This is a genomic window from Streptomyces sp. NPDC005303, assembly GCF_040607335.1.
Taxonomy (GTDB): Bacteria; Actinomycetota; Actinomycetes; order Streptomycetales; family Streptomycetaceae; genus Streptomyces.
Genome location: NZ_JBEXGM010000006.1, coordinates 225,273 through 238,158 on the forward strand (window position 1 = coordinate 225,273; position 12,886 = coordinate 238,158).

Consider the following 12,886-nt stretch of genomic DNA (forward strand, 5'->3'; position numbering starts at 1 on the left):
TGACGGTCTTGCTGACAAGCAGTCTCATAAGAGCCATGACGAGTCTGACAGATGTCGACGCGCTCGAAGGGCTGCGTGACGCCCTCGGCCTGCTCAAGGACCGGGAGCAGGTCGCCGAGCGGCTGCTCGACTCCTCCGCGAAGCACTCCTTCGATCCGGACAAGGAACTGGACTGGGACGCGCCCTTCGAGGAGGGCCTCTGGTTCTGGCCGCCGGAACTGGTGTCGCTGTACGACACCCCGATGTGGCGTCGGATGAGCGAGGAGCAGCGGATCCTGCTCTCCCGGCACGAGGCCGCGGCGCTGGCCTCGCTGGGGATCTGGTTCGAGATCATCCTCATGCAGCTGCTGTGCCGTCATATCTACGACAAGGCGGCCACGAGCGCGCATGTGCGGTACGCGCTCACCGAGATCGAGGACGAGTGCCGGCACTCGAAGATGTTCGCGCGGCTGATCACCCGGGGCGGGACGCCCTGGTACCCGGTGAGCCGGGCCCATCAGCAGCTCGGTCGGCTGTTCAAGACGATCTCCACGACACCGGGGTCCTTCACGGCGACGCTGCTCGGTGAGGAGATCCTCGACTGGATGCAGCGCCTGACCTTCCCCGACGAGCGGGTGCAGCCGCTGATCCGGGGCGTGACGCGGATCCATGTCGTGGAGGAGGCGCGGCATGTGCGCTACGCCCGCGAGGAGCTGCGGCGGCAGATGGTCTCCGCTCCGCGGTGGTCGCAGGAGTTCACGCGGGTCACCTCCGGGGAGTTCGCGCGGGTGTTCTCCGTGGCCTTCGTGAACCCGGACGTGTACACCAACGTGGGCCTCGACCAGCGGGAGGCGTTGGCGCAGGTTCGCGCCAGCGGGCACCGGCGGGAGGTGATGCAGACCGGCGCGAAGAGGTTGACCGAGTTCCTGGATGACATCGGGGTGCTCAGGGGTGTGGGGCGGCGGCTGTGGAAGTCATCGGGGCTGCTGGCCTGATGTCGGCTGCGGGCCGGGGGGCTGGTCGCGCAGTTCCCCGCGGCCCTCGAGCAGGTCCAGCTGAGTTCGTTCAGGGGCGCGGGGAACTGCGCGACCAGCCACAACGGACCCGAGGACGGCCGACTACCCTTCGAGGCATGACCCCATCCGCGCCCGCGTACCGCAGACTCGGCGTCGAGGAGCGACGCAGTCAGCTTCTTGAGGCCGCCCTCGGCCTCTTCGCGCACCGCGCCCCCGAGGACGTGTCCCTCGACGACGTGGCCGAAGCGGCCGGAGTCTCCCGCCCCCTCGTCTACCGGTACTTCCCCGGCGGCAAGCAGCAGCTGTACGAGGCCGCGCTCCGGTCCGCCGCCGACGAACTGGAGCAGTGCTTCGACGAGCCCCTGGACGGCCCCCTCCTCATCCGCCTCTCCCGTGCCCTCGACCGCTACCTCGCCTTCGTCGACGAGCACGACGCCGGCTTCAGCGCCCTGCTCCAGGGCGGCAGCGTCGTCGAGACGTCCCGGACCACCGCCATCGTCGACGGCGTACGACGGGCCGCCGCCGAGAACATCCTCAGCCACCTCGGCGTCGCCGAGCCCGGCCTGCGGCTGCGCATGACCGTACGGATGTGGATCACCGCTGTGGAGGCGGCCTCCCTGATCTGGCTCGACGAGAGCAAACAGCCCCCCGTCGAGGAACTGCGGGACTGGCTGGTCGAGCAGTTCGTCGCCGTGCTCTCGGTGACCGCGAACCGTGACCCGGAGACCGCCGCGCTGGTCACGGCCCTCGCGGCGGATGTCTGACACTGGTGCCGTGAAGAGCGAACACACACCCTTCGAGGGCGGCCCGATGGACGGCCGGGTGCTGCCCGTGCTGCTGGGACCGACCGGGCATCCGCCGAAGACGTACCGCATCCCCGTCCCCGACGCGGCCGGCGGCCCGCCCACCGTGCTGGTGTACCGCCGGGTGCCCAGGGGGCACAGCAGGCTGGGGATCCAGAAGGGGTGGAAGTACGAGTACGACCCCGAGGGGAAGTCGAGCGACCGCCTGAAGTGGCCGTGGTCCAAGCCCGACAAGCCGGCAGACACCGACGGGTGACGAGGTTGCGCCGAACCGCCCACACTCGGCGCGCGAAGACGCCGGCGCCGCCTGATGCTCACCGTGCGGAACAGAGGGGCTGCTCCGCACAGGAGGTGATGACGTGTCAGGAAGGCTTCTGCGTCTGGTGTGTACGGTGGCGGTGGCGGCCGGGACCGTCCTCGCGCCGCTGCCAGCCGCGGCCGTACCGGAGCCGGAGCCGCGTGAGCGGTCCGTCGCCGATCTGCTGACGGACCTTCAGCGGCTGTACCGGGAGGCCGAGGAGGCCACCGAGACCTACAACGCCACCGCGGAGAAGCTGAAGGAGAAGCGCGCCGAGGTGAGCCGTCTGGACGCGGCGCTCTCCAAGGCCCGGCTCTCGCTGTACGACAGCCGGGGAGCCGCGGGCCGGCTGGCCCGGCAGCAGTACCAGCACGGCAGCACCGAGATCTCGCCGTACGTCCGCCTCCTGCTCGCCAGCGATCCCCAGCACGCTCTCGAACAGGGCCATGTCATCGGCGAGTTGGCGCGGCAACGGGCCGAGACGGTGGGCCGCCTGACCGGCTCCGAGCACCGCGCCGACGAACTCGCCCGCAAGGCGCGCGGTGTGCTCGACGAGCAGCTCACGCTCGCCGCCCGGCAGAAGAAGGCCCGGGACGACGTACAGGCGAAGCTCGCCGGCGTGGAGGAGCTCCTGGCCGCCCTCACCGCCGACCAGCTCACCCGGCTCGCCGAGTTCGAGGAGAAGGGCGTCGAGAAGGCGCAGGAGGAGCTGACGACGTCGGGCGCCCTCGGTGCGGACGCGCGGAAACCGTCGCGGGAGGGCGAGACGGCCCTGCGGTACGCCCGGCGGCAGCTGGGGAAGCCGTACCAGTGGGGCGCGGAGGGTCCGAAGAGGTACGACTGCTCGGGGCTGACCTCGCAGGCCTGGGCCCATGCCGGCACCCCGATCCCGAGGACCAGCCAGGGGCAGTGGGCGCGGCTGCCGAGGGTTGCCCTCAAGGATCTGCGCCCCGGTGACCTGGTGATCTACTTCCCGAAGGCCACGCATGTGGCGATCTACGTAGGCCGGGGCAAGGTGATCGAGGCCCCGAGAACGGGCGAGAAGATCAAGGTGTCCCCGATCGCGTCCCACCCGCTGCTCGGAGCGGTACGCCCGGATGACCCGCCTACAGGGGCGCGGAGAACGGGGCGAGGGGCCACGACGGACCCGCAGCCGCCGGCGCTCCCCGCCCCCGACGGCGGTCAGGCCCCGGCGACCGAGGCCAGGTAGGCGCCCGTCTTCTCCGGCTCATAGAAGAAGTTCTCGAAGTCGGCCGGGTTGTCGAAGCCATTGGCGAAACGGTCCGCCACCGGCTGCAGCTGCCCGGCCGCACCGATCAGGTTCAGGATGTGCTCCGGCGGCGGGGCGAGCATCGCGTTCGTCCACTTGGTGACGTGCTGGGCGGTGGCCCAGTACCGCTCGAAGGTCCCCCGCATCCACTCCTCGTCGAACTCCTTCTCGCCCTGGTCGAGGATCGACGCGAGGTAGGAGGCCGCGCACTTGGACGCGGAGTTGGAGCCCTGCCCGGTGATCGGGTCGTTGGCGACGACGACGTCGGCCACGCCCAGGACCAGTCCCCCACCGGGCAGGCGGCCTATCGGATTGCGCACGGTGGGCGCGTAGCGGCCGGCCAGGGTGGCACCGGCGTCGGTGAGTTCGACGTTCGTGGCGCGCGCGTATTCCCAGGGCAGGAACTTCTCCATGAGTTCCAGGGTCAGGGAGAGGTGTTCCGCCGGGTCCTTCACGCCGTTGAAGACGTCGAGCGGGCCGCCGGGTATGCCCTCCCAGAAGAGGATGTCGGCGCGCCCGGACGTGGTGAGCGTCGGCATGACGAACAGTTCGCCGACACCGGGGACGAGGTTGCAGCGGACGGCCTCGGTGTCCGGATGCTCGGGACGCGGGCCCAGGCCGTGGACGTAGGAGACGGCGAGCGCGCGCTGCGGCTCGGAGTACGGGGAGCGCTCCGGGTCACGGGCGAACATCGACACCAGCTCGCCCTTGCCCGCCGAGACCAGCACGAGGTCGTACGTACGGGAGAAGTAGTCGAGGTCACCGACGGCCGCGCCGTGGATGACGAGCTGGCCGCCGCGCTGGGCGAACGTCTCCATCCAACCGGCCATCTTCACCCGCTGGTCGACCGACTGCGCATACCCGTCGAGCCTGCCCAGCCAGTCGATCGCGCGCTGCGAGGGCCCCGGGTCGAACGAGCCGGGGGCCGCCACCGAGACGCCGAGTCCCTCGATCTTCGGGGCCTGGGACTCCCAGAAGTTCAGCTGGAGATCGCGCTCGTGCTGGAGTGCCGTGTGGAACATGCACTGCGTCGACATGACCCGGCCGGAACGGATCTCGTCCGCCGTCCGGTTGGACATCAGGGTGACCTCGTACCCGTGCGACTGAAGGCCGAGGGCGAGCTGGAGTCCGGACTGGCCGGCTCCGACGACGAGTATCTTCCGCATGCGGGTGATGGCTCCTAACCAGGGCTACTCGGGGGTGACGTCCAGTGCGTGGCCGACGAGGGACAGGAGGGTCTCGACCACCGAGATCTTCCGCCGCGCGTCCATGATCATGACAGGTATGTGCGGGGGGATCGTCAAGGCCTCCCGCACGTCCTCCGGTTCGAAGCGGTCACTGCCGTCGAAGTGGTTGACCGCGACGACGTAGGGCATCCCGCAGCCGTCGAAGTAGTCCAGCGCCGGGAAGCAGTCCTTCAACCGCCTGGTGTCCGCGAGGACGACCGCGCCGATCGCGCCGCGCACCAGGTCGTCCCACATGAACCAGAACCGCTCCTGGCCCGGCGTGCCGAAGAGGTACAGGACCAGGTCGTCGTCGAGCGTGATGCGGCCGTAGTCCATGGCCACGGTGGTGGTGACCTTCTCCGGGGTGCCGGTGAGGTCGTCGACCTGCTCGCTGGCCTCGGTCATCAGCGCCTCCGTCTGGAGGGGCTCGATCTCCGAGACGGTGCCGACGAGGGTGGTCTTGCCGACGCCGAAGCCGCCGGCCACGACTATCTTCGTGGCGATGGGGGCCCGCGTGCGGTCCGTCTGCCATGACTTCAGGTTGTCGTCGGTCTCGACATCGACGAACGGGGTGACGCCGTACCCGGAGGAGGCGGCGGCGTCAGAGACGACGGAGTCCACTCAGCACCCTTTCCAGCAGAGCGCGGTCGGGACGGCCCGTACCGTGACCGGTCCCGGTGCCGTACACACGGATCTTTCCCTGGTCCGCCAGGTCGCTGAGGAGCACGCGGACCACACCGAGCGGCATCTTCAGCAGCGCGGCGATCTCGGCCACCGTGCGCATACGGCGGCACAGTTCGACGATGGCCCGCAGTTCCGGCATGACCGACCTCAGCGAGCCGTTGGTCAGCTCCTTGCGCTCCTCCGGGGCTTCGAGAGCCGCCACGAAGGTCTCCACGAGGAGGACGTGGCCGAAGCGGGTCCGGCCGCCGGTGAGCGAGTACGGGCGGACCCGGGCGGGCTTGCGGTCGCCGCCGCGGACCGGGAGCTCGGGCCTGTTCGTCATCGGGCGCTCCCTGTCGCGTCGTTCTCCAGCGACTGGCGTAGCTCGCTGCGGAGTTCGGGGGTCAGGACGTGGCCCGCGCGGCCGACGAACAGCGCCATGTGGTACGCCACCACGCTCATGTCGCAGTCCGCGGAGCCGTGCACACCGAGCAGCGAACCGTCGCTGATCGACATCACGAACAGGCTGCCCTCGTCCATCGCGATCATGGTGTGCCTGGTCGCGCCGAAGTCCATGAGCTTCGAGGCGCCGAGAGTGAGGCTGCCGATGCCGGACACGATGGTCGCGAGGTCGGCGGAGGAGCCGCGCGGACCGGAGGGTTTCCCCTCACGGGCCTCGCGTGCCTGCGCGTTCCGGTCGGCGTCGGAGGAGAGCAGGAGCAGGCCGTCGGAGGAGACCACGGCGACGGACTGGACGCCGGGGACCTCCTCGACGAGGTTGGTCAGCAGGAAGTGGAGATTGCGGGCTTCACGACTCAGTCCGAAGGTACTGGGCGCGGTCAACTGCTTGCCTCCTCGGCTGTGCCCCCCGTGGCTTCTTCGGATGCGGTGCGTTGTGTGCGGTGTTCTGCGGTAGGCAGCTTGGTCTCGCCGGTCTGTTCCTTGATCTCCGCCGCAACGTCGCGGTGGCCGGCCTCCGCCCCCCGGTGGAAGCCGCCGAGCCTGCGGCGGAGTGCGTCGGCGTCCACGGACGCGTTGCGCCGGCGTGGGGCCGGGGCGGTGGGTGCGGTGATCTTGGGGGTGCGCTTGGGGAGGCCCTTGTCGGTGAGGGGCTCCTCGTCGGCTCGGGTGTGTTCGGTCTCGGCCTCGCCGTCGGCCGCGGGGTCGGGCGCCGACGGCTCGTCCGGTACGGGGTCGGGCCGCACCGGGACGGGCACTTCCTGAGCCGGGTCGGGCATCTCCTGTGCCAGGACCGGCTCTTCCTGTGCCAGGACCGGCTCTTCCTGAGCCGGGTCGGGCTCCTCCTGTGCCGGGACCGGGGCCAGGAGTTCCATCGTCGTCTCGGCCGGGGATTCCGCCTCCGCGTGGCGTACGGCCTTCTCGGCCATGGCGACCAGGGGGTCGCCGTGCTGCGAACGGCCGTTCAGGACGTTGGAGTTGACCTCCGCGTCGGCGCCGGGAAGGGAGAAGGAGTGGGTCGCGCCGGTGACCGGGCCGGTGTCGGAGGCCGGTACGGCGGACGTGGGCGCGGCCGTGAGCAGGGTCTTCGGAAGGACCACCACCGCGGCCACACCGCCCTGTTTCTGCTCGCGCAGCTGCACGCGGACGCCGTGCCGGTGGGCGAGGCGGGCCACGACGTACAGACCGAGGCCGAGGCCCTCGTCGCCCTCGTCGTACGACTCGTAGGCGGCCTCGGGATCGAAGTCGGCGAGACGGGAGTTGAGGGTGGCCATCCGCTCGGCGGTCATGCCGATGCCCTCGTCCTGGACGGAGAGCATGACCTCGCCGCTCTCCAGGAGCCAGCCGGAGACCTCGACGGGCAGGTCGGGCGGGGAGAACGAGGTGGCGTTCTCCATCAGTTCGGCCAGCAGGTGCGAGAGGTCGTCCGCGGCGAAGCCGGCCACATGGGCGTGCGGGGGCAGTGCGGCGATGCGGACCCGCTCGTAGCGCTCGATCTCGCTGACCGCGGCGCGGACCACGTCGACGAGCGGCACCGGCCCAGCGCTCTGCTGCACGTGTTCGGTACCGGCCAGGACGAGGAGGTTCTCGCTGTGGCGGCGCATGACCGTGGCGAAGTGGTCCAGCTTGAAGAGGGTCGCGAGGCGCTCCGGGTCCTGCTCGCGCTCCTCCAGGCTCTCGATGACGCCGAGTTGACGCTCGACGAGGCCGAGGGTGCGCAGCGCCAGGTTGACGAAGGTGGCGCCGATGGTGGTGCGCAGCCGCTCCAGCTGGGCACTGGACTCGGCGAGTTCGCTCTTGAGCTGCTCGCGGGCGTCCGCCATCCTCTGCCGCTGGCCGACCAGGTGCTTGCGGTCGGACTCCAGGGTGGTGATGCGCTCGGCGAGCGCGACGGCGTGCGCGTGCAGGGCGTTGACGGAGCGGACGACCTGGGCGAACTCGTCGTTGCGGCCGGTGAAGGCGACCGCTTCCTCGGCGGTGGGGTCCTCGGCGCCGGCCAGGCGGGCGGAGCCGCGGCGCAGCACGGAGAGGGGGCGGGTCAGGGTGCGGGCCATGGCGGTGGCGACGCCGACGGCCAGCAGCATCAGCGCACCGAGGATCGCGACGCGCAGCTCCAGCGCGGTGACGTCGTCGTCGCGCAGCTGGGCGAGCTCCTTGACCCGGCGGTCGAAGAGCGCGGACTCCGCGCCGCGCATGAGGTCCACGCGGGCCGAGAGGGCCGCGTCGAGCTTGCCGGTGCCGGTGCCGAGTTCGCCGTCGGTGAGGGTGGGCTGGTCGGTGAGGGCGGCGAGGTACTTGTCGGCGGAGTTGACCTCGGGACCGGTGACCGTGGAGTCGTAGCTCGCCTTGGCGGCGGCGGGCGCGGAGTCCTGGAAGTCGGCGAGGGCCGCGTCGGAGCGCAGCCGGGCCTGCTGGGCGGCGGCGCTGAGCGCGTCGCGCTGAGCGGCATCGGCCTTCGAGGAGACCTTCTCGGTCTTCGTCAGGCCGGTGATCGGGTCGTAGACGCTCTGGGCCGTCGTCGGCACGCTGAGCGCCGCGAGCAGCAGTCCGCGGGTGGCGGCGGCCTGCTGTACGGCGGAGTCCAGCTCGGCGAGGGAGTAGGCGCCCGAGCCCGCGCGGGACGGCATCTTCTCGGCCAGTTGCTCGGCGAGCCGGTGCAGTTCGGTGATGGCGGCCGAGTAGGCGGTGTGTGCCTGGAGCGCGTTGTCCTTGCCGGTGAGCGCGGAGCGTCGTACGGCGGCGATGTCGTCGAGGTCGGCGCGCAGGGTGGCGGACAGGTCGCTGTCGGCGCGCAGTTCCTCGACCTGGCGGTCGACCCGGGCGCTCGACTGCTCGCCGGGCGCCTTGGACTTGGGACGCCCGGCCGCGATGTAGGGGGTGACCTCGTCGCGTTCGTCGGCGAGCGCGTGGGCGAGGTCGAGGGCGTCCTGGGTCTGCTCGGCGAGCGTCACCAGGTCCTGGGAGTCGTGGAGTTCACCGGAAGCGGTGACGAGGGAGGGGGCGCCGGCCCCGGCGATCGCGGCGGCCACGACGGCGACGGCGAGAATCAGCCGGGTACGGACGTGGGTGGGGCGGCCCTTGCCGACGGGAGTCTCGGGGGCGCCGGGCGTGGCGGCTGTGTGCTCCGCGCCGTTGCCGGAGGCCGTCTGCTTGCCTGTGCGACGAGGCCGCGTCTTCTGCACCGCTGCTCGCATTCCTGAACTCGTGATACCCATGGGCCCGGGGTGACGCTCAGTCAACTGGTGTGCACACCGGGGTACGGTTCCCGACCCTCCCAGCGCCGGTGGGCGGCGGGCACGCATCGCCTGAGCCGCCACCCGAAGGAGTGAACCCCGGACGGGAGTTGGCGGGCAAGTTCCTGCGGCACACGCGGAGACCCTGTGCGGCAGGCCGGTTGGACGTCGGCGAAGACCGATGGCAGTATTCGCCACCACGCTTGCGCACAGCCAGCCATTCCGTCCCAAACCTGGCGTCTGACCTGCGCAACTGCGTCAATTCCGCGACCGTTGCCATGCTTTGACGGAGCTTGTGAAGGGCTCGTGCAGACTGGCTGAATGCGTACGGAACTTGTCTCGGAACCCGGCGATGTCCAGCGGTCCAACGAGGACTTCGCGAGCGTCGCACTCCCCGCTTCCGGACGGGGCGGCGTACTGGTCGCCCTCGACGGGGTCACCCCGCCCACCGGTCCGACGGGCTGTCTGCATTCCGTCCCCTGGTTCACGGCCCGTCTCGGTGGTGCGCTGACCGAACTGGCCGTTTCGCTCATGGATGTTCCCCTGGCCGAGGTGCTGGCCCGGGCGATCGTGCGCACAGCGGAGACACATGGTGAAGGTTGTGACCTTTCTCACCCACGTACACCGCAGGCGACGGTGGTGATGGCGCGGTGGTCCCCCGAGTCGGTCGAGTACCTGGTCCTGTCGGACTCGGCACTGCTGGTGGAGGGGGCGGGCGGGGTGGTCACGCCGGTGCTGGACGACCGGTTGTCCCGTCTTCCACGCGCCTCGCTGACCACGGACGCGCTGATCGACGCCAACCTCCGCAACAAGGAGGGCGGCTTCTTCACGGCGGCGGCGGATCCGTCGGTGGCGGGGCGCGCGGTGACGGGGGTGCTGCCGCGGTCGTCGGTGCGCGGACTGCTGGCCCTGACGGACGGGGCGGCCCGGTGGGTGGAGAAGTTCCACGAGGGCGGCTGGGGGGACTGCTTCACCTTCGTACGCAAGCAGGGGGCGCAGGCTCTGGTGGACCGGGTCCGGCAGCTGGAACGGGCGGACGCGGAGACCCGCACGTATCTGGGCCGCGCCAAGACCCACGACGACGCGTCGGCGGTGTACGCGGAGCTGTGAAGGGCGGGCGGTGCGCTGCGGGCCCCCGGGCGTGGACAGGGTGAGCGACACCGGGTGCGGCAGATGATCTGCACGACCGTCGCCGCGTACGACTCCCTCCGCACGGCGGATCGCAAGCGGCCTGCGACCGGGTCACCGACTGCGTGACCGACTGCGCCGGCCAGGCACCGGCCCTACGCGACGCGGCCGAGGCGGACGCCCGCACGGCGCACTCGCCGGCATCGAACGGGCCCGGTCACGGCGGGCCCCCGTCCGGCGCAACATCACAACCCGCTCCGCTCGACCGCACCGGCCCGGCGCCACCACACCCACCCGCACGGAGCAGCCGGCGGCGCTCGACGGCATCGACCCGGCGCCACCACACCCACCCGCACGGAGCAGCCGGCGGCGCTCGACGGCATCGACCCGGCACCAGCAAGACGGGCATGACCGCAGCGGACCGTCACATGGCCTACTCGACAGCGCCCACCCGGCACCACCGCAACACCCACCCGGCCGAAGCAGCCGCCCGCCCTCGACGGCGTCCACCCGGCACCCCCACCACACCCGCCCGCCCGCCCGCCTTGCTCGACGCCTCGACCCGGCACCACCGCGAAGAACACCCGGCCGGAGCAGGCCCCCGACCGGCTCGCTCACAGCGCCCACCCGGCACCACCACACCCGGGCCCCCGGCCGGAGCGCACGCCCACGCAGTGCGCTCGACAACGCCAACCCCCGCCCGACCGAACAGCCACCCGCCATGCTCGACGCACCAGCACCAGCACCAGCACCGGCACCGCGGACGCCTGCCGGAGCACACCACCACCTGGCCCGCACGACAAGGCCCACCCGGCACCACTGCAACGCCCACCCGGCACCACCGCAACACCCACCCGGCCGAAGCAGACGCCCGCCCGGCTCGCTCGACGCCTCGACCCGACACCGCCGCGACGGGCACCCATAGGAACGGACCGCCGCCCGGCCTGCTCGGCCGCGACACAGCATGCGTCCGATCGGAGGAGCCGTCCGCCCCGCGCGCTCGACGGCTCCGGCCCGGCACCACCACGACATCCGCTCGGCCGGAGCAGCCGCCCGCGCTCGGCGGTATCGACCCGGCTCCACCCCCGCCGGGGCCCGAGCCACCTCGCCCGGCGGAACACCGTCCTCAGGGAGTGGCCTACCTCTCCATGCCCCGGTTCAGCTGGTGCAGCAGTCGGGCCAGTTCGGTCACCTCTCCCGGGTCCCAGTGCGCGAGGCGGCCCGCGTACCGGGCCCGGCGTGCGTCGCGGACCCTCTGTACCCGGGAGCGGCCCTCTTCCGTGAGGTCCACCAGCCAGGCGCGGCCGTCCGCCGGGTCGGGTTCGCGGGCGACGAGGCCCAGGTCGTCCAGGGCACGCAGCTGACGGGACATCGTGGCCTTGCCGACCCCGATGTACGCGGCCAGTTCGGTGGCTCGCTGGCGGCCGCATTCATCCAGACGGACGAGCAGCCCGTAGGCCGCCGACTCCAGGTCGGGGTGGACCTCCCGGGCCATCTCCCCCTGGTTGGCCCGGGCGCGGCGCAGCAGGACGGTCAACTCGCGTTCCAGCGCCAGGAATCCGGGCTGGTCCACACCGCTCGGCGCCGCGTCGGCCGCGCCCCGGCCACCACCGCCGTTTCCGTCTTCGTGCACGTCAGCCCCTGCCTGAATGTCCCGGTCGTGAAAGTTTCCGCCAAATTGCGACAGCACCGCAGCTCCGTAAGTATTTCGCAGGGCTGGACCAATGGCAGTCGCCGGTCCCTCTTCCCACCGCCTCGTCCCCGTGCGTGGCGTCCCCACCGAGCGGTGGCTGGCATGCCCACGTCAGCCCGACATGGCCTTCCCCTGTCCCCCCATCGGAACCACCGAGCACCACCGAGCACCGCCGTCGCATCACCGAGCACCACCGTCGCATCACCGATCTTCCGGAGGCACGCCATGCCCGCGCACAGACCCGAACAGATACGTCCCCGACGCCTCTTCCTCGTCGGACTCCTGCTCACCGCGTTCTCCCTGCTCCACACGGCCCCCGCCTCGGCCGCGGAATCCCCCGAGGCCACCGCCACCCCGGCCCGCGGCTCCGCCCACATGGGAATGGGCGTCGTAGCGCATGACGGCCAGGGCGGTCTGCCCGCCGAGACCCGCGCCACCCAGGCCGAGGGGGTCGACGTCGCCAGCTACCAGGGCAACGTCGCCTGGTCGACCCTGTGGAACAGCGGCGTCCGGTGGGCGTACACCAAGGCGAGCGAGGGGACGTACTACACGAACCCCTACTACTCCCAGCAGTACACCGGCTCCTACGGCGTCGGGATGATCCGCGGGGCCTACCACTTCGCCACTCCGGACACCACGAGCGGCGCAACGCAGGCCGACTATTTCGTCGACCACGGGGGCGCCTGGTCCAGGGACGGCAGGACACTGCCCGGTGTGCTCGACATCGAGTGGAACCCGTACGGCGACGCCTGCTTCGACAAGTCGCCGAGCGCGATGGTCACCTGGATCCGCGACTTCCTGAACCAGTACAAGGCGCGCACCGGCCGTCAGGCCGTCATCTACACCGCCACCACCTGGTGGAACCAGTGCACCGGCAACTACGGCGGCTTCTCCGCCAACCCGCTGTGGATCGCCCGGTACGCGTCGACGGCCGGCACCCTCCCGGCCGGCTGGAGCACGTACCTCATGTGGCAGTACACCTCCTCCGGCCCGACGGTCGGTGACCACGACCGCTTCAACGGGACGCTCGACCGGGTGCAGGCACTCGCCAACGGCTGACCCGCCCCGGGTACGGCGAAGGCCCGGGCCTCCCTCACGAGAACCCGGGCCTTCACCTC

Annotated in this window: 12 protein-coding genes; 6 read left to right on the plus strand and 6 right to left on the minus strand. The window is 71.2% G+C overall.

The genetic code is table 11. The features are described 5' to 3' along the window. Window positions 1-35 precede the first annotated feature (35 nt). The 4 genes from ABZT93_RS12350 to ABZT93_RS12365 all read left to right on the plus strand — a co-directional run bounded on the left by ABZT93_RS12350 (window position 36) and on the right by ABZT93_RS12365 (window position 3,306). Window positions 36-974, plus strand: a complete 939-nt coding sequence (locus ABZT93_RS12350; RefSeq protein ID WP_356102704.1) for a diiron oxygenase — start codon at window positions 36-38, stop codon at window positions 972-974. A gap of 137 nt (window positions 975-1,111) precedes the next feature. Further along, window positions 1,112-1,759, plus strand: coding sequence for a TetR/AcrR family transcriptional regulator (locus ABZT93_RS12355; protein WP_356102707.1), 648 nt, complete (start codon window positions 1,112-1,114; stop codon window positions 1,757-1,759). Continuing rightward, entirely contained in the window at window positions 1,752-2,054 is a 303-nt protein-coding gene (locus ABZT93_RS12360) for a hypothetical protein (protein ID WP_356102709.1), read from the plus strand. Before ABZT93_RS12355 ends, ABZT93_RS12360 begins: the two co-directional genes overlap by 8 nt. 103 nt (window positions 2,055-2,157) lie before the next feature. Further along, window positions 2,158-3,306 (plus strand): NlpC/P60 family protein, encoded by a 1,149-nt coding sequence (locus ABZT93_RS12365; RefSeq protein ID WP_356102712.1) that lies wholly within the window; start codon window positions 2,158-2,160, stop codon window positions 3,304-3,306. Here ABZT93_RS12365 and ABZT93_RS12370 read toward each other — a convergent pair. Genes ABZT93_RS12370 through ABZT93_RS12390 form a run of 5 tightly spaced genes read right to left on the minus strand, consistent with a single transcriptional unit; the run spans window position 3,279 to window position 8,896 of the window. Then, window positions 3,279-4,532 (minus strand): styrene monooxygenase/indole monooxygenase family protein, encoded by a 1,254-nt coding sequence (locus ABZT93_RS12370; protein WP_356102716.1) that lies wholly within the window; start codon window positions 4,530-4,532, stop codon window positions 3,279-3,281. The two genes, ABZT93_RS12365 and ABZT93_RS12370, sit on opposite strands and share 28 nt — an antisense overlap. Before the next feature lie 24 nt (window positions 4,533-4,556). Beyond that, a complete protein-coding gene (locus ABZT93_RS12375) occupies window positions 4,557-5,213 on the minus strand; it encodes an ATP/GTP-binding protein (protein ID WP_356102719.1) in 657 nt (218 codons plus the stop codon). Further along, on the minus strand, window positions 5,194-5,598 hold the full coding sequence (locus ABZT93_RS12380; RefSeq protein WP_355750922.1) for a DUF742 domain-containing protein: 405 nt from the start codon (window positions 5,596-5,598) through the stop codon (window positions 5,194-5,196). The genes ABZT93_RS12375 and ABZT93_RS12380 overlap by 20 nt, the downstream gene beginning before the upstream one ends. Further along, complete coding sequence (locus ABZT93_RS12385) at window positions 5,595-6,098, minus strand: roadblock/LC7 domain-containing protein (protein WP_356102721.1); 504 nt, start codon at window positions 6,096-6,098, stop codon at window positions 5,595-5,597. The genes ABZT93_RS12380 and ABZT93_RS12385 overlap by 4 nt, the downstream gene beginning before the upstream one ends. Then, window positions 6,095-8,896: a nitrate- and nitrite sensing domain-containing protein gene (locus tag ABZT93_RS12390; protein WP_356102723.1), complete on the minus strand. Its 2,802-nt coding sequence runs from the start codon at window positions 8,894-8,896 to the stop codon at window positions 6,095-6,097. The genes ABZT93_RS12385 and ABZT93_RS12390 overlap by 4 nt, the downstream gene beginning before the upstream one ends. Before the next feature lie 372 nt (window positions 8,897-9,268). Between ABZT93_RS12390 and ABZT93_RS12395 the strand changes: the two genes are divergently transcribed. Beyond that, window positions 9,269-10,057, plus strand: a complete 789-nt coding sequence (locus ABZT93_RS12395) for a hypothetical protein (protein WP_356102725.1) — start codon at window positions 9,269-9,271, stop codon at window positions 10,055-10,057. A 1,156-nt stretch (window positions 10,058-11,213) separates the two neighbouring features. On the opposite strand, the gene ABZT93_RS12400 is transcribed toward ABZT93_RS12395, so the two are convergent. Beyond that, on the minus strand, window positions 11,214-11,708 hold the full coding sequence (locus ABZT93_RS12400) for a MarR family transcriptional regulator (RefSeq protein WP_356102727.1): 495 nt from the start codon (window positions 11,706-11,708) through the stop codon (window positions 11,214-11,216). Window positions 11,709-11,993: 285 nt separating this feature from the next. Between ABZT93_RS12400 and ABZT93_RS12405 the strand changes: the two genes are divergently transcribed. Then, the gene (locus tag ABZT93_RS12405; RefSeq protein ID WP_356102729.1) at window positions 11,994-12,827 is read left to right on the plus strand and encodes a lysozyme; all 834 of its coding nucleotides are present in this window, start codon (window positions 11,994-11,996) and stop codon (window positions 12,825-12,827) included. The last annotated feature ends 59 nt before the right edge of the window (window positions 12,828-12,886 follow it).

Excerpts from the sequence above, each read along its gene's own strand:
- ABZT93_RS12350 (WP_356102704.1), top strand. The coding sequence starts at position 36 with ATGACGAGTCTGACAGATGTCGACGCGCTCGAAGGGCTGCGTGACGCC.
- ABZT93_RS12355 (WP_356102707.1), top strand. The coding sequence starts at position 1,112 with ATGACCCCATCCGCGCCCGCGTACCGCAGACTCGGCGTCGAGGAGCGA.
- ABZT93_RS12360 (WP_356102709.1), top strand. The coding sequence starts at position 1,752 with ATGTCTGACACTGGTGCCGTGAAGAGCGAACACACACCCTTCGAGGGC.
- ABZT93_RS12370 (WP_356102716.1), bottom strand. The coding sequence starts at position 4,532 with ATGCGGAAGATACTCGTCGTCGGAGCCGGCCAGTCCGGACTCCAGCTC.
- ABZT93_RS12380 (WP_355750922.1), bottom strand. The coding sequence starts at position 5,598 with ATGACGAACAGGCCCGAGCTCCCGGTCCGCGGCGGCGACCGCAAGCCC.
- ABZT93_RS12395 (WP_356102725.1), top strand. The coding sequence starts at position 9,269 with ATGCGTACGGAACTTGTCTCGGAACCCGGCGATGTCCAGCGGTCCAAC.
- ABZT93_RS12405 (WP_356102729.1), top strand. The coding sequence starts at position 11,994 with ATGCCCGCGCACAGACCCGAACAGATACGTCCCCGACGCCTCTTCCTC.